This is a genomic window from Colwellia chukchiensis (genome assembly GCF_002104455.1).
Taxonomy (GTDB): Bacteria; Pseudomonadota; Gammaproteobacteria; order Enterobacterales; family Alteromonadaceae; genus Cognaticolwellia; species Cognaticolwellia chukchiensis.
In genome coordinates, this window is the sequence record NZ_NBOC01000003.1 from 97,712 (window position 1) to 115,665 (window position 17,954).

General features: G+C 42.3%; 28 protein-coding genes. 2 read left to right on the plus strand and 26 right to left on the minus strand.

The window, feature by feature from the left end:
• Window positions 1–17 precede the first annotated feature (17 nt).
• The 26 genes from rpsD to rpsJ form a co-directional block, all read right to left on the minus strand.
• Window positions 18–638 carry a 30S ribosomal protein S4 gene (gene rpsD, locus B6K83_RS05650; protein WP_085283997.1) on the minus strand — a complete coding sequence of 207 codons (621 nt, stop codon included), beginning with the start codon at window positions 636–638 and terminating at the stop codon, window positions 18–20.
• A gap of 32 nt (window positions 639–670) precedes the next feature.
• Window positions 671–1,060 (minus strand): 30S ribosomal protein S11, encoded by a 390-nt coding sequence (rpsK, locus tag B6K83_RS05655; protein WP_076420861.1) that lies wholly within the window; start codon window positions 1,058–1,060, stop codon window positions 671–673.
• 13 nt (window positions 1,061–1,073) lie between these two features.
• Window positions 1,074–1,430, minus strand: a complete 357-nt coding sequence (rpsM, locus tag B6K83_RS05660; protein ID WP_085283998.1) for a 30S ribosomal protein S13 — start codon at window positions 1,428–1,430, stop codon at window positions 1,074–1,076.
• 132 nt (window positions 1,431–1,562) lie between these two features.
• Window positions 1,563–1,676: a 50S ribosomal protein L36 gene (rpmJ, locus tag B6K83_RS05665; RefSeq protein ID WP_077287462.1), complete on the minus strand. Its 114-nt coding sequence runs from the start codon at window positions 1,674–1,676 to the stop codon at window positions 1,563–1,565.
• 28 nt (window positions 1,677–1,704) lie between these two features.
• Window positions 1,705–3,030 carry a preprotein translocase subunit SecY gene (gene secY / locus B6K83_RS05670; RefSeq protein ID WP_085283999.1) on the minus strand — a complete coding sequence of 442 codons (1,326 nt, stop codon included), beginning with the start codon at window positions 3,028–3,030 and terminating at the stop codon, window positions 1,705–1,707.
• 6 nt (window positions 3,031–3,036) lie between these two features.
• Window positions 3,037–3,471: a 50S ribosomal protein L15 gene (gene rplO, locus B6K83_RS05675; RefSeq protein ID WP_085284000.1), complete on the minus strand. Its 435-nt coding sequence runs from the start codon at window positions 3,469–3,471 to the stop codon at window positions 3,037–3,039.
• A gap of 2 nt (window positions 3,472–3,473) precedes the next feature.
• Entirely contained in the window at window positions 3,474–3,653 is a 180-nt protein-coding gene (rpmD, locus tag B6K83_RS05680) for a 50S ribosomal protein L30 (RefSeq protein WP_081151057.1), read from the minus strand.
• Between the two features lie 6 nt (window positions 3,654–3,659).
• Window positions 3,660–4,169, minus strand: coding sequence for a 30S ribosomal protein S5 (gene rpsE / locus B6K83_RS05685; protein WP_085284001.1), 510 nt, complete (start codon window positions 4,167–4,169; stop codon window positions 3,660–3,662).
• A 9-nt stretch (window positions 4,170–4,178) separates the two neighbouring features.
• The gene (rplR, locus tag B6K83_RS05690; RefSeq protein WP_085284002.1) at window positions 4,179–4,532 is read right to left on the minus strand and encodes a 50S ribosomal protein L18; all 354 of its coding nucleotides are present in this window, start codon (window positions 4,530–4,532) and stop codon (window positions 4,179–4,181) included.
• A 9-nt stretch (window positions 4,533–4,541) separates the two neighbouring features.
• Complete coding sequence (rplF, locus tag B6K83_RS05695) at window positions 4,542–5,075, minus strand: 50S ribosomal protein L6 (RefSeq protein ID WP_085284003.1); 534 nt, start codon at window positions 5,073–5,075, stop codon at window positions 4,542–4,544.
• Window positions 5,076–5,087: 12 nt separating this feature from the next.
• Window positions 5,088–5,477, minus strand: a complete 390-nt coding sequence (gene rpsH, locus B6K83_RS05700; protein ID WP_092251449.1) for a 30S ribosomal protein S8 — start codon at window positions 5,475–5,477, stop codon at window positions 5,088–5,090.
• 19 nt (window positions 5,478–5,496) lie between these two features.
• Window positions 5,497–5,802, minus strand: coding sequence for a 30S ribosomal protein S14 (gene rpsN / locus B6K83_RS05705; RefSeq protein WP_085284005.1), 306 nt, complete (start codon window positions 5,800–5,802; stop codon window positions 5,497–5,499).
• A gap of 4 nt (window positions 5,803–5,806) precedes the next feature.
• Window positions 5,807–6,352: a 50S ribosomal protein L5 gene (gene rplE, locus B6K83_RS05710; RefSeq protein WP_085284006.1), complete on the minus strand. Its 546-nt coding sequence runs from the start codon at window positions 6,350–6,352 to the stop codon at window positions 5,807–5,809.
• Window positions 6,353–6,364: 12 nt separating this feature from the next.
• Window positions 6,365–6,679, minus strand: a complete 315-nt coding sequence (rplX, locus tag B6K83_RS05715) for a 50S ribosomal protein L24 (RefSeq protein ID WP_085284007.1) — start codon at window positions 6,677–6,679, stop codon at window positions 6,365–6,367.
• A 12-nt stretch (window positions 6,680–6,691) separates the two neighbouring features.
• Window positions 6,692–7,060 carry a 50S ribosomal protein L14 gene (rplN, locus tag B6K83_RS05720; RefSeq protein ID WP_070375069.1) on the minus strand — a complete coding sequence of 123 codons (369 nt, stop codon included), beginning with the start codon at window positions 7,058–7,060 and terminating at the stop codon, window positions 6,692–6,694.
• Between the two features lie 528 nt (window positions 7,061–7,588).
• Window positions 7,589–7,840: a 30S ribosomal protein S17 gene (gene rpsQ / locus B6K83_RS05725; protein WP_085284008.1), complete on the minus strand. Its 252-nt coding sequence runs from the start codon at window positions 7,838–7,840 to the stop codon at window positions 7,589–7,591.
• Window positions 7,840–8,031, minus strand: a complete 192-nt coding sequence (rpmC, locus tag B6K83_RS05730) for a 50S ribosomal protein L29 (protein ID WP_085284009.1) — start codon at window positions 8,029–8,031, stop codon at window positions 7,840–7,842. The genes rpsQ and rpmC overlap by 1 nt, the downstream gene beginning before the upstream one ends.
• Entirely contained in the window at window positions 8,031–8,444 is a 414-nt protein-coding gene (gene rplP, locus B6K83_RS05735; RefSeq protein ID WP_085284010.1) for a 50S ribosomal protein L16, read from the minus strand. Before rplP ends, rpmC begins: the two co-directional genes overlap by 1 nt.
• A gap of 11 nt (window positions 8,445–8,455) precedes the next feature.
• Window positions 8,456–9,154, minus strand: coding sequence for a 30S ribosomal protein S3 (gene rpsC, locus B6K83_RS05740; RefSeq protein ID WP_085284011.1), 699 nt, complete (start codon window positions 9,152–9,154; stop codon window positions 8,456–8,458).
• An 11-nt stretch (window positions 9,155–9,165) separates the two neighbouring features.
• Entirely contained in the window at window positions 9,166–9,498 is a 333-nt protein-coding gene (gene rplV, locus B6K83_RS05745; RefSeq protein ID WP_085284012.1) for a 50S ribosomal protein L22, read from the minus strand.
• A 10-nt stretch (window positions 9,499–9,508) separates the two neighbouring features.
• Entirely contained in the window at window positions 9,509–9,784 is a 276-nt protein-coding gene (rpsS, locus tag B6K83_RS05750; RefSeq protein ID WP_077287496.1) for a 30S ribosomal protein S19, read from the minus strand.
• A 25-nt stretch (window positions 9,785–9,809) separates the two neighbouring features.
• Window positions 9,810–10,634 (minus strand): 50S ribosomal protein L2, encoded by an 825-nt coding sequence (gene rplB, locus B6K83_RS05755; RefSeq protein ID WP_085284013.1) that lies wholly within the window; start codon window positions 10,632–10,634, stop codon window positions 9,810–9,812.
• 12 nt (window positions 10,635–10,646) lie between these two features.
• Window positions 10,647–10,949, minus strand: a complete 303-nt coding sequence (gene rplW / locus B6K83_RS05760) for a 50S ribosomal protein L23 (RefSeq protein WP_085284014.1) — start codon at window positions 10,947–10,949, stop codon at window positions 10,647–10,649.
• Entirely contained in the window at window positions 10,946–11,551 is a 606-nt protein-coding gene (rplD, locus tag B6K83_RS05765) for a 50S ribosomal protein L4 (protein WP_085284015.1), read from the minus strand. The genes rplW and rplD overlap by 4 nt, the downstream gene beginning before the upstream one ends.
• Before the next feature lie 16 nt (window positions 11,552–11,567).
• A complete protein-coding gene (gene rplC / locus B6K83_RS05770) occupies window positions 11,568–12,206 on the minus strand; it encodes a 50S ribosomal protein L3 (protein ID WP_085284016.1) in 639 nt (212 codons plus the stop codon).
• Window positions 12,207–12,219: 13 nt separating this feature from the next.
• The gene (gene rpsJ, locus B6K83_RS05775; RefSeq protein WP_070375080.1) at window positions 12,220–12,531 is read right to left on the minus strand and encodes a 30S ribosomal protein S10; all 312 of its coding nucleotides are present in this window, start codon (window positions 12,529–12,531) and stop codon (window positions 12,220–12,222) included.
• 766 nt (window positions 12,532–13,297) lie between these two features.
• Between rpsJ and fusA the strand changes: the two genes are divergently transcribed.
• Both fusA and B6K83_RS05785 read left to right on the plus strand, forming a co-directional pair.
• Window positions 13,298–15,391: an elongation factor G gene (gene fusA / locus B6K83_RS05780; protein ID WP_085284017.1), complete on the plus strand. Its 2,094-nt coding sequence runs from the start codon at window positions 13,298–13,300 to the stop codon at window positions 15,389–15,391.
• Window positions 15,392–15,609: 218 nt separating this feature from the next.
• Complete coding sequence (locus B6K83_RS05785) at window positions 15,610–17,613, plus strand: methyl-accepting chemotaxis protein (RefSeq protein WP_085284018.1); 2,004 nt, start codon at window positions 15,610–15,612, stop codon at window positions 17,611–17,613.
• Window positions 17,614–17,954 lie beyond the last annotated feature (341 nt).

Genomic DNA, 17,954 nt, shown 5'->3' on the forward strand with positions numbered 1-17,954 from the left:
TCTCTTAAAGTGCAACTTTACTTAGAGTAAAGTTCAACAATCAACTGTTCATTAATTTCGGCAGACAAGTCAGAACGATCAGGCACGCGTTTGAAAACGCCTTCAAGTTTTTTGTTATCTACTTCAACCCAAACTGGCTTCTCACGTTGCTCAGCTAACTCTAAAGCAGCGACGATGCGCGCTTGAGTTTTAGACTTTTCACGTACAGAAACAACATCTTCGGCTTTAACAGTGAAAGATGGAATATTAACAACAACACCGTTCACTACGATAGCTTTGTGGCTAACGAGTTGACGAGCTTCAGCGCGAGTGCTGGCATAGCCCATACGGTATACTACGTTATCAAGGCGCTTTTCTAAAAGTTGTAATAAGTTTTCACCAGTATTACCTTTTAGACGAGCCGCTTCTTTATAGTAGTTGCGGAATTGTTTTTCTAGGACGCCATATATACGACGAACTTTTTGTTTTTCACGAAGCTGAATACCGTAATCAGATAAACGACCGCGACGGGCGCCGTGCTGACCTGGTATTGTTTCGATTTTACATTTAGTGTCAATTGCTCGAACACCGCTTTTAAGGAACAAATCTGTACCTTCGCGGCGGCTAAGCTTTAACTTAGGACCTAAATATCTAGCCATTTTCTTTCTCCAACTATCCTAAAAAAGTACGATTAAACGCGACGCTTCTTAGGAGGACGACAACCATTATGAGGAATCGGTGTTACGTCTGTAATGTTGGTGATTTTAAAACCAGCAGCATTTAAAGCACGGATTGCAGATTCACGACCTGGACCCGGACCTTTAACGAACACTTCAATATTCTTCAAGCCAAACTCTTGTGCTGCTTTACCAGCACGATCTGCCGCTACTTGCGCAGCAAATGGCGTAGATTTACGTGAACCACGGAAACCTGAACCACCAGCAGTCGCCCAAGATAAGGCGTTACCTTGACGATCGGTAAGAGTTACGATTGTGTTGTTGAAAGAAGCATGGATATGAGCCATGCCATCAGCAACTTGTTTTTTTACGCGTTTACGCGTACGTACAGGTGTTTTAGCCATTGTCTAGTTCCTCTTACTTCTTAATTGGCTTACGAGGACCTTTACGGGTACGCGCATTTGTTTTAGTGCGTTGACCACGTAGAGGAAGACTGCGACGGTGACGAATGCCACGGAAACAACCTAAATCCATAAGACGTTTAATGTTCATTGAAACTTCACGGCGTAAATCACCTTCTACGGTGTATTTATCCACTTCTGCACGAAGCAAATCAATTTGTGCTTCGTCCAATTCACTGATCTTAGTTGACTCTGCAATACCAGTTGCTGCACAGATTGCTTTCGCACGTGTTGCACCGATACCGAAGATCGCAGTAATGGCGATTACTGCATGCTTACGATCAGGGATGTTAATGCCAGCGATACGGGCCACTAACACATCTCCTATTCTTAATTTAAAATTTGCCGGTTGAAAAGCCCGTTAGGATACTCAACCAGCCGCTTTTTTTTGCAAATCGAAGCGGCATTATACAGAGTTATCTGCATAATGCTACTGCTTAAAGATTTAGCCTTGACGTTGTTTATGCTTTGGCTCTTCGCAAATTACACGAACAACACCAGCACGCTTAACAACTTTACAGTTACGACAAATCTTTTTTACGGATGCACGTACTTTCATTTTATACTCCGTTACCTAATGGCTCAGCCTAGCGGCCGTAACCCTTAAGGTTTGCTTTTTTAAGTACATTGTCATATTGATGAGACATCAAATGCGTTTGTACTTGTGCCATAAAATCCATTATCACAACTACAATAATAAGTAGTGATGTACCGCCAAAGTAAAAATTGACGTCCCATGCCATGATAATAAATTGAGGAACTAAACAGATAAAGGTGATGTACATCGCACCAGCTAAGGTTAAGCGAGTCATTACTTTATCGATATATTTAGACGTTTGCTCACCAGGACGAATCCCAGGAATAAACGCACCAGATTTTTTTAGGTTATCTGCTGTTTCACGCGGATTGAAAACAAGAGCCGTGTAAAAGAAACAGAAAAATATTATTGCCGCAGCAAGTAACATCACATATAGCGGTTGACCTGGAGAAATAGCAATAGATACTTCTTGTAGGAAATCAGCCACCATACCGTCACCTTGTCCAAACCAGCTCGCAAGCGTGCCAGGGAACAAGATAATACTTGAGGCGAAAATTGGTGGAATAACACCTGCCATGTTTACTTTTAAGGGTAAATGCGTACTTTGCGCGGCAAACACCTTACGGCCTTGCTGACGCTTAGCGTAGTTAACAACGATACGTCGTTGTCCACGCTCGACAAACACCACAAAGAAAGTCGTAGCAAATATAATCACGCCAATTAGCAATAATACTAATAAGTGCAATTCACCTTGACGCGCCGCTTCTGCTGTTTGACCAACAGCTGACGGCATACCAGCAACAATACCTGCAAATATTAAGATAGAAATACCATTACCTATGCCGCGTTCAGTAATTTGTTCACCTAACCACATTAAAAACATGGTACCGGTAACTAAACTTACCACTGCCGCAAAGTAGAAACCAAAACCTGCGTCCATCACTAGACCCGGCATCATTCCTGGTAAACTTCTTGCAATTGCAATTGATTGTACTGTCGCTAGTACTAACGTACCGTAGCGAGTATATTGACTGATCTTACGACGTCCTGCTTCACCTTCTTTTTTCAATTCCGCCATTGCTGGGTGCATGACCGTAAGCAATTGCATTATGATTGAAGCTGAAATGTACGGCATAATACCTAGCGCCAACACAGAGGCTCGCTCAAGCGCACCACCGGAGAACATGTTAAACATTTCTACAATGGTGCCCTTTTGTTGTTCAAACAACTGAGCTAATACAGCGGCGTCAATACCAGGGATTGGCACAAATGTTCCCAAACGAAGCACAACTAACGCTCCGAATACAAACCATAACCTTTGTTTAAGCTCAGACAGTCCGCCTTGCGCTTTATTATCCATTCCTGGTGTAGCCATTGTGTACTATTCCTCGATTTTTCCGCCAGCAGCTTCAATAGCCGCACGTGCACCTTTAGTAACACCTAAACCACGTACTGTAATTGGACGAGTAATTTCACCAGAAAGCATGACTTTTACCGACACTATGTTACGTGTAATTAAGTTTGCATCTTTAAGGGCAAAGATATCGACAACATCACCAGTGATGTTGTTTAGTTCACTTAAACGTACTTCAGCGCGAACTAAAGATTTACGTGAAGTGAAACCAAACTTAGGTAAACGTTGTTTCAATGGCATTTGACCGCCTTCGAAACCTGGACGTACACTACCGCCAGAACGAGACTTCTGACCTTTGTGACCACGACCACCTGTTTTACCTATGCCAGAACCAATACCACGACCACAGCGTTTCTTGGCTTTCTTAGCACCTGGTGCAGGAGATAAAGTATTTAAATGCATAATTAATCCTCCACCTTAATCATATAAGATACTTGATTGATCATACCGCGTACAGATGGAGTATCTTCTAACTCTACTGTATGACGAATACGACGTAAACCAAGGCCTTTTAAAGTAGCTCTATGCTTCGGTAAACGACCAATAGAACTTTTTAACTGAGTTATTTTAACTGTTTTAGCCATGCTCAATTACCCCAAAATATCTGAAACGCTTTTGCCACGTTTAGCTGCAACAGCTTCTGGCGAATGCATATTCGCTAAAGCTGAAACAGTAGCGCGAACTACGTTTATTGGGTTAGTAGAACCGTATGCTTTTGACAATACGTTCTGAACGCCTGCCACTTCAAGTACGGCACGCATTGCACCACCGGCAATAATACCTGTACCTTCAGAAGCTGGTTGCATGAAAACTTTAGAACCAGAGTGCTTGCCTTTGATAGCATGCTGAAGAGTCGTACCCTTCAAATCTACGGTTACTAAGTTACGACGCGCTTTTTCCATTGCTTTTTGGATTGCAGCAGGCACTTCACGTGCTTTACCGTAACCAAAACCAACGCGGCCAGCACCATCACCAACGACGGTTAATGCTGTAAAACTGAAAATACGACCACCTTTAACCACTTTTGAAACACGGTTAACTGCGATTAGCTTTTCAGCCATATCACTTTGTTGTGAGTTTTCTTGATTATGATTAGCCATTATCAACCCCTAAAACTGAAGACCAGCTTCACGAGCTGCATCTGCTAACGCTTTCACGCGACCATGGTAACGGAAACCTGAACGGTCAAAAGCAACACTAGTGATGCCTTTCGCCACTGCACGTTCTGCAATCGCTTTACCTACAGCCGTAGCTGCTTCAACGTTACCTGTTTTTTCTAACTGAGCACGAACTTCTTTGTCTAAAGTAGACGCAGTTGCGATCACTTCAGAACCTGTTGGTGCAATCAATTGCGCGTAAATATGACGAGGAGTACGGAATACAACTAAACGATTCGCACCCAACTCGCTGATTTTTGCACGAGCGCGTTTAGCGCGGCGCAAACGAGATGTTTTCTTATCCATAGTATTACCCTACTTCTTCTTAGCTTCTTTACGACGGATATTCTCATCGCTATAACGAATACCTTTACCTTTATAAGGCTCTGGCTTACGGTAAGCGCGAATATTCGCAGCAGTTTGACCGACCAAATGTTTATCAGTACCTTTCAGTACGATTTCAGTTTGGCTAGGAGTTTCAACAGTAATTCCTTCAGGAATTGCGTGGTCTACCGGATGTGAAAAGCCTAAAGATAAGTTTAAGTTCTTACCTGCAGCTTTAGCACGGTAACCAACACCGTTTAACAATAATTTCTTTTCAAAACCTTTACTAACACCTTCAACCATATTATTGATCAAAGCACGTGCAGTACCGGCTTGAGCCCATGCGCCTTTTGCGCCTTCTACGATATTAGTGATGATGTTGTTTTCTTCTTGAGAAACAACCACATCGCTATGAATCGTACGAGACAACTCGCCTAATGGACCTTTAACTTTAATGTCTTGACCTGATAACGTAATAGTAACGCCAGCAGGGATTGCGACAGGTGCTTTTGCAACACGAGACATAATTCTGCTCCCTTACTCTACGAAACCAAGAACTTCACCGCCAAGACCCGCATTGCGAGCGGCGCGATCAGTCATTAGACCTTTTGAGGTAGAAATAATAGCAATACCCATACCTGCTAATACTTTAGGAAGCTCTTGAGCACCTTTGTATACGCGAAGACCTGGACGTGAAACACGTTTGATTGTTTCGATTACTTCTTTACCTTCGAAATATTTCAATTCCACAGTTAAAACTGGCTTAGCGCCTTCTGCAACTGAGAAATCTGAAATGTAACCTTCTTCTTTAAGCAAGTTGGCAATTGCAACTTTTACCTTCGAAGATGGCATTTGTACTGCAGTCTTTGCTGCAGTTTGACCGTTGCGGATGCGTGTAAACATGTCCGCGATAGGATCAGTCATCATAACCATTTACTCCCGTGAATTACCAACTAGCTTTCTTAAGACCTGGAACTTCACCACGCATAGTTGCTTCACGCAACTTGATTCGGCTTAAACCGAATTTACGTAAGAATCCATGCGGACGGCCAGTAATGTTACAACGGTTACGTTGACGACTACGACTCGAATCACGAGGTAAACTTTGAAGTTTCAATACTGCATCCCAACGTTCTTCATCTGAAGAATCTACACCTGAGATGATAGCTTTTAGTGCACGGCGTTTTTCTGCATATTGTGCAACTAATTTGGTTCTTTTTGCTTCACGAGCTTTCATTGACGATTTAGCCATAACTCTACACCTTCTTCTTAAATGGGAAGTTAAAGGCAGTCAACAACGCGTGACCTTCTTCATTATTCTTCGCACTAGTAGTGATAGTGATATCCATGCCACGAATTTTATCGATTTTATCGTAATCGATTTCCGGGAAGATGATTTGCTCACGTACGCCCATGCTGTAGTTACCACGACCATCGAATGACTTAGGATTCAAGCCACGGAAATCGCGGATACGTGGAATTGAAATAGAGATTAAACGCTCTAAAAATTCCCACATACGTTCGCCACGTAGAGTTACCTTTGTGCCTATAGGATAGCCTTCACGAATTTTGAAGCCCGCAACTGATTTGCGTGCAACTGTCGTGACCGGCTTTTGACCTGAGATTGCAGTAAGATCATTTGTGGCGTGTTCTAATACTTTTTTATCAGCAATAGCTTCACCAACACCCATGTTAAGGGTGATCTTTTCAATCCGAGGGACTTGCATGACACTTTTGTATTCAAACTTCTTTTGAAGTTCTGCAACAATTGTATCTTTGTAAAAATCATGCAGTTTCGCCATCGTTTACTCCAATTAAATTAATTCGTTATTAGATTTGAAAAAACGTACTTTTTTGCCGTCTTCAATTCTAAAACCAACACGATCTGCTTTACCCGTAGCAGGGTTAACAATCGCAACGTTGGATACATTTAAAGGCGCTTCTTTCTCAACAATGCCACCAGGCTGCTGTAACTGAGGTACAGGCTTAGTGTGCTTTTTGATCAAGTTGATACCTTCAACAAATACTTTGCTTTCTTCAACAAGCACTTTGGTTACTTTACCAGTTTTGCCCTTGTCTTTGCCCGCAAGTATAATTACTTCATCATCACGACGAATCTTAGATGCCATTATCGTGACTCCTTATAGTACTTCTGGCGCAAGTGATACGATTTTCATAAATTTCTCATTACGAAGTTCGCGAGTCACAGGACCGAAAATACGAGTACCAATTGGTTGTAAGTTAGCATTTAACATTACAGCCGCGTTTTCATCGAAACGGATAGTAGAACCATCTGAACGACGAACACCTTTCTTAGTGCGCACCACTACTGCAGTAAGAACATCACCTTTTTTAACCTTGCCGCGAGGATTTGATTCCTTTACTGCAATTTTAATGATGTCACCAATGCGTGCGTAGCGACGGTGCGAACCACCAAGAACCTTTATACATTGTACACGTCGAGCGCCGCTGTTATCAGCTACGTTCAATTGTGATTGCATTTGGATCATTAAATATGTCTCCGCTAAATTATCTTTATAAAAGATTAAATTCAAGGCCAGAAATTTGACCCGTCACTGCCTTTTAAATCCCGCTCACAACGAACGGGCGCGAGATTATAACACCAGTGAAATAAAAGTGATACTTTATTTAGCTAAAAAATAACCAGTGTTTAAAATTAACTCGGTTAGCTTGCTAGAACACTCAAAAAACACGCTGGGTGAACGAAGACACAGAGTATAGATTGGGCCGGATTATTTAATATCAAGCGCAAGCAATGTTTCACCGTGCAGACAAAGGTTTATATACGATGTTATTGGGATATTGCCGATAAAGGCTATTTAAAGCTTCTAAATTAAGGCTGCTATAGCTTTTGATTACTTATCCCATGGTACGCAATACAAGTTGCTGATAGCACTCGCGATAATTAAAAATAGCTGTGCCAGCAGCGATAAACACGCTACTGATTTACACCTATAAAAAAGGCCCTGCTAATGCAGGGCCTTTTCAATGTATAGATTGTGAATTAGATTCAGCGCTTACGCTTTCTCTAATACGCTTACCAAGGTCCAAGATTTAGACTTAGAAATTGGTGCACATTCACGAATAGATACAAAATCACCTGTGTTGCACTGGTTAGTTTCATCATGCGCTTTCAACTTAGTTGAGCGCGTCATGTACTTACCGTACATTGGGTGCTTAACACGACGTTCGATCAGGACAGTGATAGACTTATCCATTTTGTCACTGACGACACGACCTTGTAGTGTACGAATTTTTGCTTCGCTCATTACTTACCTGCCTTTTCAGTTATGATAGTCTTCACACGCGCGATATTACGGCGTACTTGTTTTAGCAAATGAGTTTGTGCTAATTGGCCTGTGCTTGCTTGCATGCGATAGTTAAACTGTTCGCGTAACAACTCAAGCAATTCAGCGTTTAGCTCTTCAATGCTTTTTTCTTTCAATTCGCTTGCTTTCATTACATCACCGTTCTAGTTACGAAAGTGGTTTTGAAAGGAAGTTTTGCTGCTGCTAAAGCAAATGCTTCACGAGCAATCTCTTCCGAAACACCTTCCATTTCATAAAGAACACGACCAGGTAGAATTTGACATACCCAATATTCCACTGAACCTTTACCTTTACCCATACGAACCTCAAGAGGTTTCTTAGTAATTGGCTTATCAGGGAATACACGGATCCAGATTTTACCTTGACGCTTCACGTGACGAGTCATTGCTCGACGAGCCGCTTCAATTTGACGCGCAGTCATACGACCACGTTCCATTGATTTTAACCCGAAAGTACCGAAGCTAACGGCGCTACCAGTGTGTGCAAGACCACGGTTACGCAGTTTAAATTGCTTACGGAATTTAGTACGTTTTGGTTGTAACATAACTTATTCCTCTACTTACTGGTCTTGCGGTTAGATTTTCTTTTCGGCTTAGCTGCTGGTTGCTCAGCTTGTAATGGCATGTTGCCAATTACTTCACCTTTAAAGATCCACACTTTGATACCGATAACACCGTAAGTGGTATCAGCACGCGCAATTGAGTAATCAATATCAGCACGTAAAGTGTGTAATGGAACACGACCTTCACGGTACCATTCAGAACGTGCAATATCTGCACCGCCTAAACGACCACTCACTTCAACTTTAATACCTTTAGCACCTAAACGCATGGCGTTTTGAACAGCACGCTTCATGGCACGACGGAACATTACGCGACGCTCTAATTGGCTAGCAATGCTGTCAGCAACAAGCTGCGAATCCATTTCTGGCTTACGTACTTCAGCGATGTTGATTTGAGCAGGAACACCAGCAATTTTTGAAACCGCTAAACGTAACTTTTCTACGTCTTCGCCTTTCTTACCGATAACTACACCCGGACGAGCCGTGTGGATAGTTACGCGGATAGATTTAGCTGGACGCTCAATTACGATTTTTGATAATGATGCACGCTTAAGCTTTTCAGATAAGTATTCACGAACCAAATGGTCACCGTGTAAGTTATCTGCGAAATCTTTGCTACTTGCAAACCAAGTAGACGCGAAAGGTTTCGTGATACCTAAGCGAATACCATTTGGATGGACTTTTTGACCCATTCTAATATCTCCTAGCTATCAGATACAATCACAGTAATGTGACTTGTACGCTTAAGGATACGATCCGCGCGACCTTTCGCACGAGGCTTAATACGTTTCATTGTTGGACCATCGTCAACCATAACAGTTTTAACGATTAGTTCATCAATGTCTGCGCCTTCGTTATGCTCAGCATTCGCAATAGCTGAATCAAGTACTTTTTTAACTAAAACTGCAGCAGATTTGTTGCTGAAAGTTAAAATCTCAAGCGCTTTTTCAACGTGCAAGCCGCGGATTTGATCCACAACTAGGCGAGCTTTTTGAGCAGAACCGCGGGCAAATTTATGTTTAGCAATAGCTTCCATTTAATTTCCCCTATCTTTTCGCTTTCTTATCCGCGACATGGCCACGGTAAGTGCGAGTTGGTGCAAATTCACCTAGTTTGTGACCGATCATTTCATCAGTTACAAATACAGGTACGTGTTGACGGCCATTATGGACCGCAATGGTCAATCCGATCATATTAGGTATGATCATTGAACGACGAGACCAAGTTTTAATTGGCTTTTTATTCCCGCTTTCCACCGCTGTCTCTACCTTCGTCAACAAGTGTAGGTCAATAAATGGACCTTTCTTGAGAGAACGTGGCATGGTGATTCCTCTTTAATTAGATGTACTATTTAGTACGACGACGTACGATAAACTTATCGGTACGCTTGTTCTTACGAGTCTTGTAACCCTTAGTTGGTACACCCCAAGGTGATACCGGGTGACGACCGCCTGATGTTTTACCTTCACCACCACCGTGTGGGTGATCAACTGGGTTCATAGCAACACCACGAACAGTTGGGCGAACACCGCGCCAGCGTGAAGCACCTGCTTTACCTAAAGAGCGAAGCATGTGTTCAGCATTGCCGATTTCACCTAAAGTAGCACGACAATCTGACTCAATTTTACGCATTTCACCAGAGCGAAGACGTAAAGTGACATAAGCACCGTCTTTTGCTACTAGCTGAGCATAAGTACCAGCAGCACGTGCAATTTGTGCACCTTTACCTGGCTTAAGTTCGATTGCGTGTACAACACTACCTAGTGGTGTGTTGCGTAGTGGTAAAGTGTTACCCGCTTTAATAGGAGCATCTACACCAGACTGGATAGAATCACCAGCTTTTAAGCCTTTAGGGGCTAAGATGTAACGACGTTCACCATCTGCATAAAGTACAAGTGCAATGTTTGCACTGCGGTTTGGATCATACTCCAAACGCTCAACTTTTGCAGGGATACCATCTTTAGTACGTTTAAAGTCGATCATGCGGTAGTGGTGCTTGTGACCACCGCCTACGTGACGAACTGTAATACGACCAGTATTGTTACGACCACCAGACTTAGACTTAGTGTCTAATAATGGTGCGTAAGGCTTACCTTTATGCAACTCCGCGTTAACCACTTTAACAACGTGGCGACGACCCGGAGAAGTAGGTTTACATTTAACAATAGCCATTTTCGTAAACTCCTATGATTCCGCGCCGACGAAGTCGATGTCGCTGCCTTCAGCAAGAGTAACGTATGCTTTTTTCCAATCGCTTCTGCGACCAAAACGAGCACCAGTACGTTTTGTCTTACCTTTAACATTTAATGTGCGAACACCTTCAACTGAAACTTCGAAAAGTTTCTCAACAGCAGCTTTGATTTCAGCTTTAGTAGCAGTAGTAGCAACTTTGAAAACAACTGTGTTGTTTGCTTCAGCAGCCATAGTGCTTTTCTCAGAAATGTTTGGTGCTAAAAGCACTTTCAGTAAACGTTCTTCGTTTATCATCCTAACATCTCCTCAAGTTGTTTAACTGCAGTTGCAGTCATCAAAACTTTTTCGAAACCAACCAAGCTAACTGGGTCAATACCGTCTACATCACGAACGTCAACTTTGTATAAGTTGCGCGCTGATAAGAATAAATTCTCATCAACTTCTGGAGTGACGATTAATACGTCTTTTAACTCCAAGCCGTTTAGCTTAGCTACTAACTCTTTAGTTTTTGGTGTTTCAACTGCAAAATTTTCTACCACAACTAAGCGCTCTTGACGAACTAACTCAGAAAGGATGCTTTTAATGGCACCACGGTACATTTTACGGTTAACTTTTTGGCTGTGATCTTGTGGCTTAGCAGCGAATGTTACGCCACCTGTACGCCAGATTGGACCACGAGTTGTACCAGCACGTGCACGGCCAGTACCTTTTTGACGCCATGGCTTGGCGCCACCGCCGCTAACTTCTGAACGAGTTTTTTGAGCACGAGTACCAGCGCGAGCACCAGCTGCATAAGCAACTACTACTTGGTGTACTAAAGCTTCATTAAACTCACGTCCAAAGGTTGCTTCGGAAACTTCAAGAGCGCCTGAAGCGTCTTTTAATGCTAATTCCATCACAAATCTCCTTGGACTAGGCTTTAACAGCTGGCTTGATGATTACGTTGCCATTGATTGCACCCGGAACTGCACCTTTAATAAGAAGCAAGTTACGTTCTGCATCGACACGAACCAATTCAAGGTTTTGCGTAGTTACTTTCGCAGCACCCATGTGACCAGACATTTTTTTACCTTTGAAAACACGACCTGGTGTTTGACACATACCTATCGAACCGTTTGAACGGTGAGATAGTGAGTTACCATGTGTTGCATCTTGCATTGAAAAGTTCCAACGCTTAATACCACCTTGGAAACCTTTACCTTTTGAGGTGCCAGTTACATCCACTAATTTCGTGTCATTGAATAGCTCAACAGTGATTTCACTGCCAGCTTCAAGACCTTCGCCTTCATTTTCATTTAAACGGAATTCCCACAGGCCACGACCTGCTTCGATACCAGCTTTAGCAAAATGTCCGGCTGTTGGTTTGTTAATACGATTAGCTTTTTTGCTACCCGTAGTAATTTGAAGCGCTGAATAACCATCATTGTCAACAGTTTTAACCTGAGCAATACGGTTCGCTTCAACTTCTAGGACGGTTACAGGAGTAGATACACCATCTTCAGAGAAGATGCGAGTCATACCCACTTTACGTCCAACTAGACCTATAGTCATGTTAAAACTCCTATTAACCCAAGCTAATTTGAACGTCAACACCAGCTGCAAGATCTAAGCGCATTAATGCGTCGACAGTCTTTTCAGTTGGTTCTACGATATCAATCATGCGCTTGTGAGTACGGATTTCGTACTGATCACGTGCATCTTTGTTAACGTGTGGTGAAGTCAAGATAGTGAAACGTTCCTTGCGAGTCGGAAGTGGAATTGGACCACGAACCTGTGCGCCAGTACGTTTAGCAGTATCAACGATTTCAGCTGTTGATTGATCAATCAAGCGATGATCGAACGCTTTCAAACGAATGCGAATTCTTTGATTTGACATTAATCAAATCCCCATTTTAAAGAACAACAAAATACTGCCCATCACCTTTTCTTTGTAAAAGGGGGGAGTATCGCTATAACATTCAACTCCCAATCGGAGTTGCTGTGTGTTAACTATTATATGTACAAAACTAATACGTTAACGATAATACACGCAGAGAGTTCCTCGACGTGGAGGCGTATTATACAGAGGCCAGTGATAATTTCAACTAATAATAACCTGAATCTTTTAAAGCTTTGTCGATAGTCGTTAATGGCTTTTCTAGCCATCGCCATTACTTGCGTGAGAGCCGACTTTTGCTTTTACCGCCTACTGTGCTGTTATCTAACATCTGTGCCTTGACAGTCAAGCCACAAGCAAGCCCAATGACAGCGTAACTATCACTTTCGCCAAAGCAGAACGTATTTAGCCTTGATTGACACTACCTGCCTTGATAGCGGTATATGGCTTAAATTTGGGTATAGGAATAGCGGCTAAAATGGCTGCGCAGTACGGTTTTCATCTGTTTTCTCATCTTTTTATTGGCGACTATATGAGTTACCTATATATAAGCAGAGCAAAGCAGTAAACACGCGACACTTTTTTATATTCCGCAATTTTTTAGATTCTTGCTGAACGCGCTAAAGGCGGTATTTTTTTCAATAAGCGAGGATAATTTAGCAACTTCAATAATTTTTTATGTCGATTTTCCTTAAGTAATGATATACTCGCGCGCAAATTTTCAACAATTCCACTTTTTAGTGATTCAATAAAATAGAGTAAAGTAATGGCAGATTTAGCTAAATACAGAAATATTGGTATCTTCGCTCACGTTGATGCTGGTAAAACAACCACAACTGAACGTATCCTTAAATTAACCGGTAAAATACATAAAGCTGGTGAAACACATGACGGTGAATCAACCACTGACTTCATGGAACAAGAAGCTGAGCGCGGTATTACTATCCAGTCTGCTGCTGTTACTTGTGAGTGGAAAAAGCACCGTTTTAACGTAATCGACACCCCTGGTCACGTAGACTTTACTGTTGAGGTTTACCGCTCACTTAAAGTACTTGATGGTGGTATCGGTGTATTCTGTGGTAGTGGCGGTGTTGAGCCACAATCAGAAACAAACTGGCGCTATGCCAACGACTCTAAAGTTGCGCGTTTAATTTTCGTAAACAAATTAGACCGTTTAGGTGCTAACTTTTTCCGTGTTACCGATCAAGTTAAAAAAGTTCTTGGTGCTAACCCACTAGTAATGACTTTGCCTATTGGTGAAGAAGATAACTTTGTTGGTGTTGTTGACGTATTAAGCCAAAAAGCTTACGTTTGGGACGACACAGGTATTCCAGAAAACTACGAAATTACCGATATTCCTGCTGATATGGCTGACGATGCTGCCATCTATCGTGAGCAGTTAATCGAAACTGCCTTAGAAGCAGATGAAGATTTATTAATGGAATACTTAGAAGGTGAAGTAACACCGACTGAAGAGCAAATTAAAGCTTGTATCCGTAAAGGTACTCGTGAGTTATTATTCTTCCCGACTTACTGTGGTTCTGCGTTTAAAAACAAAGGTATGCAGCTAGTACTAGACGCTGTTGTTGATTACTTACCTTCTCCTACTGAAGTTAACCCACAACCATTAACCGATGAAGAAGGCGAGCCAACAGGTCGTTACGCTTTAGTTGATACAAACGAAACTTTTAAAGCGTTAGCCTTTAAGATAATGGATGACCGTTTCGGTGCTTTAACCTTTATTCGTATTTACTCAGGTAAACTGAAAAAAGGCGATACTGTTCTTAACTCATTTACGGGTAAAACTGAGCGTATTGGCCGTATGGTTGAAATGCAAGCCGATGATCGTACAGAGCTTACTGAAGCACAAGCCGGTGATATTTTAGCTATCGTTGGCATGAAAAACGTACAAACGGGTCACACTTTATGTGATGTTAAAGATCCATGTACATTAGAAGCTATGGTTTTCCCTGAGCCAGTAATTTCTATCTCAGTAACACCAAAAGATAAAGGTGGCTCTGAGAAAATGGGTATCGCCATTGGTAAAATGGTTGCTGAAGATCCAACCTTCCAAGTAGAAACAGACGTAGATTCTGGTGAAACTATCCTAAAAGGTATGGGTGAACTTCACTTAGATATCAAAGTTGATATCCTTAAGCGTACCTACGGTGTTGACTTAACCGTCGGCAAGCCACAAGTAGCTTACCGTGAAACTATTACGCAAGAAGTTGAAGATAGCTACACGCACAAGAAACAATCAGGTGGTTCAGGCCAATTCGGTAAAATTGATTACCGCATTCGTCCAGGCGAGCCAAACTCAGGCTTTACATTTAAGTCAACCGTTGTTGGTGGTAATGTACCGAAAGAATTCTTCCCTGCTGTTGAGAAAGGCTTCAAGAGCATGATGGATAACGGTGTACTAGCGGGCTTCCCAGTACTTGACGTTGAAGTTGAATTATTCGACGGTGGTTTCCACGCAGTCGATTCATCTGCAGTTGCGTTTGAAATCGCCGCAAAAGGTGCTTTCCGTCAATCAATTCCAAAAGCGGGTGCGCAATTAATCGAACCTATCATGAAAGTTGATGTATTTACGCCAGAAGATCACGTGGGTGATGTTATTGGTGACTTAAACCGTCGTCGTGGCATGATTAAAGATCAAGAGCCTTCTTCTACAGGTGTGCGTATTAAAGCAGACGTACCACTTTCAGAAATGTTCGGCTACATTGGTTCGCTTCGTACAATGACATCAGGTCGTGGTCAATTCTCTATGGAATTCTCACACTACATGCCTTGTCCAAACAATGTTGCTGAAGCGGTTATTGCTGAAGTTAAAGAGCGCGAAGCAGCTAACAAAAAATAGTCGCTTTCAAAGCAAAGCTTGCTATTAACACTAAAAAGGATGCCTCGGCATCCTTTTTTTATGCTCTAACGCGAATATTCGTACGCTTGCCAAACACCTAGCCAATAGTAAAAGTGCATGATAAGGTTTACTTAATACGCTGTCATGCAATGACTTTTCACTCATGTAAGTATGCTTAACTATCAATAAAAACAATAATTTAGTAGGTAACACTCAATATGAATCGTTTTCTTAGTCCTTCTATCATGCGCCAATTGGTCGTCACCATATCAAGCGCAGTTGCGATACTCCTGATTGTCACGTCTTTGTTCGTTTTATCTCACCTTGGTGAAAATAACCGCTCAAAAATAATTACTGATATCGACAATATTGTCACCTTGCAAGCAACTAAGGTGCGAGATTTCTTTATCGCCAAAGGTCAGATTAACCACGCCATCTTCGCTAACCCACTGGTTATTGATTGGTTTAGTTCATATGATCAACGCTTAAGTAATATTAGCGATAATAAGTCATACCAAGATGTTACTCGCTACTTCAATTATTTTTCTCGCCACGACCCCGCAATTAAAAGTGTCTTTTTTGGTAGTGCTAATACGTTTGAGTATTTCGACTTAAACGGTCGTTATGACGATGCCAGCTATTTCACCAATAAAAGGCCATGGTGGGGAGAAGGTCTAGCGCAAGGTAAAATGCATGTTACAGACCCTGCAGTAGATAATAATGACGGCTCGGTTTCAGCGACAATAACGTCACCTTATTATTTGCCTAATGGCAAACTACTGGGTATTGGTGGTATGGATATCTTAATTACCACCATAGGGAAAAATTTACTGGCACCAATAAAATATCAGAACCAAGGTGAGGCATTCTTAATGACAGACACTGGCAAACTGGTGTTTTTCCCTGGCTTTAGCGATAGCTTTCAGCCTGGCGATAGTATGGCCACAGTTGACCAACACTTTTTAGATACCTCAGGCTTTGAGCAGCTACAAGCAACGATAACCAACAATACCGACGGCATCGCACAAGTTTACTGGCGCGGTGTAAACTATCAGGTAATATTTAAACAAGTTAAAAGTGACTATCCATTCATGAGTTGGAAACTCGGCTTCTTAGTCCCCGAAACGCTTATCACTGAGCCTGTTGAAGCCGCTTTTCGTTATTCAATCGCCATTGTTATTGCGATTATCGTTTTGATCGCACTGGTAGTATGGCTAACGATATTACCCTTTATCAAACGCATCGCAAGCCTCAAGCATGCTATGCACAATATTGCACAAGGCAATGGCGATTTGACGCAACGAATCGCCCCTGTAAAGCAAGATGAAATTGGCCAACTCGTTGATGAGTTCAACGTCTTCATAGCCTCGATCCAACAGCTCGTGAAACAGAGTATTACGATTACAAAAGACGTCGCCAACTCAAGTGCTGTCCTCGACAGCATAGGCAAAGAAACCACCAGAAATATTGAAGCACAAAAACATGAGATTGATTCAGTCGCAACCGCGGCGACCGAACTCGCGCAAACAAGTCACGATATCGCCAATAACACTAATCAATCTAAAGCACTAGTCACCGATGCCGAAGCTAAGGTCGCCACCGGCTCAGATGTTGTGAATCAGGCCACAGTCGGAATGCAACAATTGTCAAATAATGTTGATGAAGCCTCGAAAGTAGTGCAACACCTAAAATCTGGCACGCAAAGCATAGGCGACGTAGTTACAGTTATTCGTAGCATAGCCGAGCAAACAAACCTGTTAGCACTCAATGCCGCCATCGAAGCCGCCAGAGCCGGTGAACAAGGTCGTGGCTTTGCTGTTGTAGCTGATGAAGTTCGCACGCTTGCATCGCGTACACAAGACTCTACGGCAAACATAGAACGTATTATCGAAGAGCTACAAATTACCGCAGTTAATGCCGTCGAGGTAATGGAGTCGAGCTGTGCCGAGGCCGAAACCAGCGTGTCATTAACCGAGCAAGTTCAACAAGTATTAGCGGATATCTCCTCAGTGATCAGTCAATTTCAAAGTCAAACATTTGAAATTGCTAATGCCGTCGATCAACAAGCTAATGTTGCTGAAGATGTATCAAAAAATATAGAAAACGTAAGAAGCTTAACCGATGATACGGTTGCGGTATCTAACAATATGAAGTCAAGTTTAACAACCTTATCTGAACATGCCATGTCACTTTCAAAAGTGATTAATCAGTTTCAGGTTTAATCTCGCTTCTCCTGCGCACAAGCAACTTGCTGCGCCGAACTAGCACAAGCAACTTGCTGCGCCGAGCTAGCAAAACCCAAAAGACGCGACAGCGTCTTTTTTTTAAGGTGTTTCTAAATATCGATAGTAGTCGATGAATTCTTTAAGGTAACAGCGATACAACACCAGCACCAACTGTACGACTCTCAGCTGCGCACCCGAGGTGCTTGCGAAAATCCCTAAAAATAGTCCAATGGTACTGTTTTATTAACGTATTTTCTCATCACGGATTAGTCCGTGAATGTGCTGGTACTGAAAACAAAAAAGACGCCGAAGCGTCTTTTTTAAGGTGTTTCTAAATA

What these genes read in the sequence shown, in the direction of transcription:
- rplC (WP_085284016.1), bottom strand. Translation starts at nt 12,206, where the DNA reads ATGACTATAGGTCTAGTTGGACGTAAAGTGGGTATGACTCGCATCTTC.
- rpsQ (WP_085284008.1), bottom strand. Translation starts at nt 7,840, where the DNA reads ATGAGCGAAGCAAAAATTCGTACACTACAAGGTCGTGTCGTCAGTGAC.
- rpmC (WP_085284009.1), bottom strand. Translation starts at nt 8,031, where the DNA reads ATGAAAGCAAGCGAATTGAAAGAAAAAAGCATTGAAGAGCTAAACGCT.
- rplX (WP_085284007.1), bottom strand. Translation starts at nt 6,679, where the DNA reads ATGGCATCTAAGATTCGTCGTGATGATGAAGTAATTATACTTGCGGGC.
- rplB (WP_085284013.1), bottom strand. Translation starts at nt 10,634, where the DNA reads ATGGCTATTGTTAAATGTAAACCTACTTCTCCGGGTCGTCGCCACGTT.
- rpmD (WP_081151057.1), bottom strand. Translation starts at nt 3,653, where the DNA reads ATGGCTAAAACAGTTAAAATAACTCAGTTAAAAAGTTCTATTGGTCGT.
- rplN (WP_070375069.1), bottom strand. Translation starts at nt 7,060, where the DNA reads ATGATCCAAATGCAATCACAATTGAACGTAGCTGATAACAGCGGCGCT.
- rplF (WP_085284003.1), bottom strand. Translation starts at nt 5,075, where the DNA reads ATGTCTCGTGTTGCAAAAGCACCTGTCGCAATCCCTGCTGGCGTTACT.
- rpsE (WP_085284001.1), bottom strand. Translation starts at nt 4,169, where the DNA reads ATGGCTAATCATAATCAAGAAAACTCACAACAAAGTGATATGGCTGAA.
- rpsN (WP_085284005.1), bottom strand. Translation starts at nt 5,802, where the DNA reads ATGGCTAAATCGTCAATGAAAGCTCGTGAAGCAAAAAGAACCAAATTA.
- rplO (WP_085284000.1), bottom strand. Translation starts at nt 3,471, where the DNA reads ATGCATTTAAATACTTTATCTCCTGCACCAGGTGCTAAGAAAGCCAAG.
- rplV (WP_085284012.1), bottom strand. Translation starts at nt 9,498, where the DNA reads ATGGAAGCTATTGCTAAACATAAATTTGCCCGCGGTTCTGCTCAAAAA.
- rplR (WP_085284002.1), bottom strand. Translation starts at nt 4,532, where the DNA reads ATGGATAAGAAAACATCTCGTTTGCGCCGCGCTAAACGCGCTCGTGCA.
- secY (WP_085283999.1), bottom strand. Translation starts at nt 3,030, where the DNA reads ATGGCTACACCAGGAATGGATAATAAAGCGCAAGGCGGACTGTCTGAG.
- rpmJ (WP_077287462.1), bottom strand. Translation starts at nt 1,676, where the DNA reads ATGAAAGTACGTGCATCCGTAAAAAAGATTTGTCGTAACTGTAAAGTT.
- rplE (WP_085284006.1), bottom strand. Translation starts at nt 6,352, where the DNA reads ATGGCGAAACTGCATGATTTTTACAAAGATACAATTGTTGCAGAACTT.
- rpsH (WP_092251449.1), bottom strand. Translation starts at nt 5,477, where the DNA reads ATGATGACTGATCCTATCGCGGACATGTTTACACGCATCCGCAACGGT.
- rpsD (WP_085283997.1), bottom strand. Translation starts at nt 638, where the DNA reads ATGGCTAGATATTTAGGTCCTAAGTTAAAGCTTAGCCGCCGCGAAGGT.
- rpsK (WP_076420861.1), bottom strand. Translation starts at nt 1,060, where the DNA reads ATGGCTAAAACACCTGTACGTACGCGTAAACGCGTAAAAAAACAAGTT.
- fusA (WP_085284017.1), top strand. Translation starts at nt 13,298, where the DNA reads ATGGCAGATTTAGCTAAATACAGAAATATTGGTATCTTCGCTCACGTT.
- rplD (WP_085284015.1), bottom strand. Translation starts at nt 11,551, where the DNA reads ATGGAATTAGCATTAAAAGACGCTTCAGGCGCTCTTGAAGTTTCCGAA.
- B6K83_RS05785 (WP_085284018.1), top strand. Translation starts at nt 15,610, where the DNA reads ATGAATCGTTTTCTTAGTCCTTCTATCATGCGCCAATTGGTCGTCACC.
- rplW (WP_085284014.1), bottom strand. Translation starts at nt 10,949, where the DNA reads ATGATAAACGAAGAACGTTTACTGAAAGTGCTTTTAGCACCAAACATT.
- rplP (WP_085284010.1), bottom strand. Translation starts at nt 8,444, where the DNA reads ATGTTACAACCAAAACGTACTAAATTCCGTAAGCAATTTAAACTGCGT.
- rpsS (WP_077287496.1), bottom strand. Translation starts at nt 9,784, where the DNA reads ATGCCACGTTCTCTCAAGAAAGGTCCATTTATTGACCTACACTTGTTG.
- rpsJ (WP_070375080.1), bottom strand. Translation starts at nt 12,531, where the DNA reads ATGTCAAATCAAAGAATTCGCATTCGTTTGAAAGCGTTCGATCATCGC.
- rpsC (WP_085284011.1), bottom strand. Translation starts at nt 9,154, where the DNA reads ATGGGTCAAAAAGTCCATCCAAATGGTATTCGCTTAGGTATCACGAAA.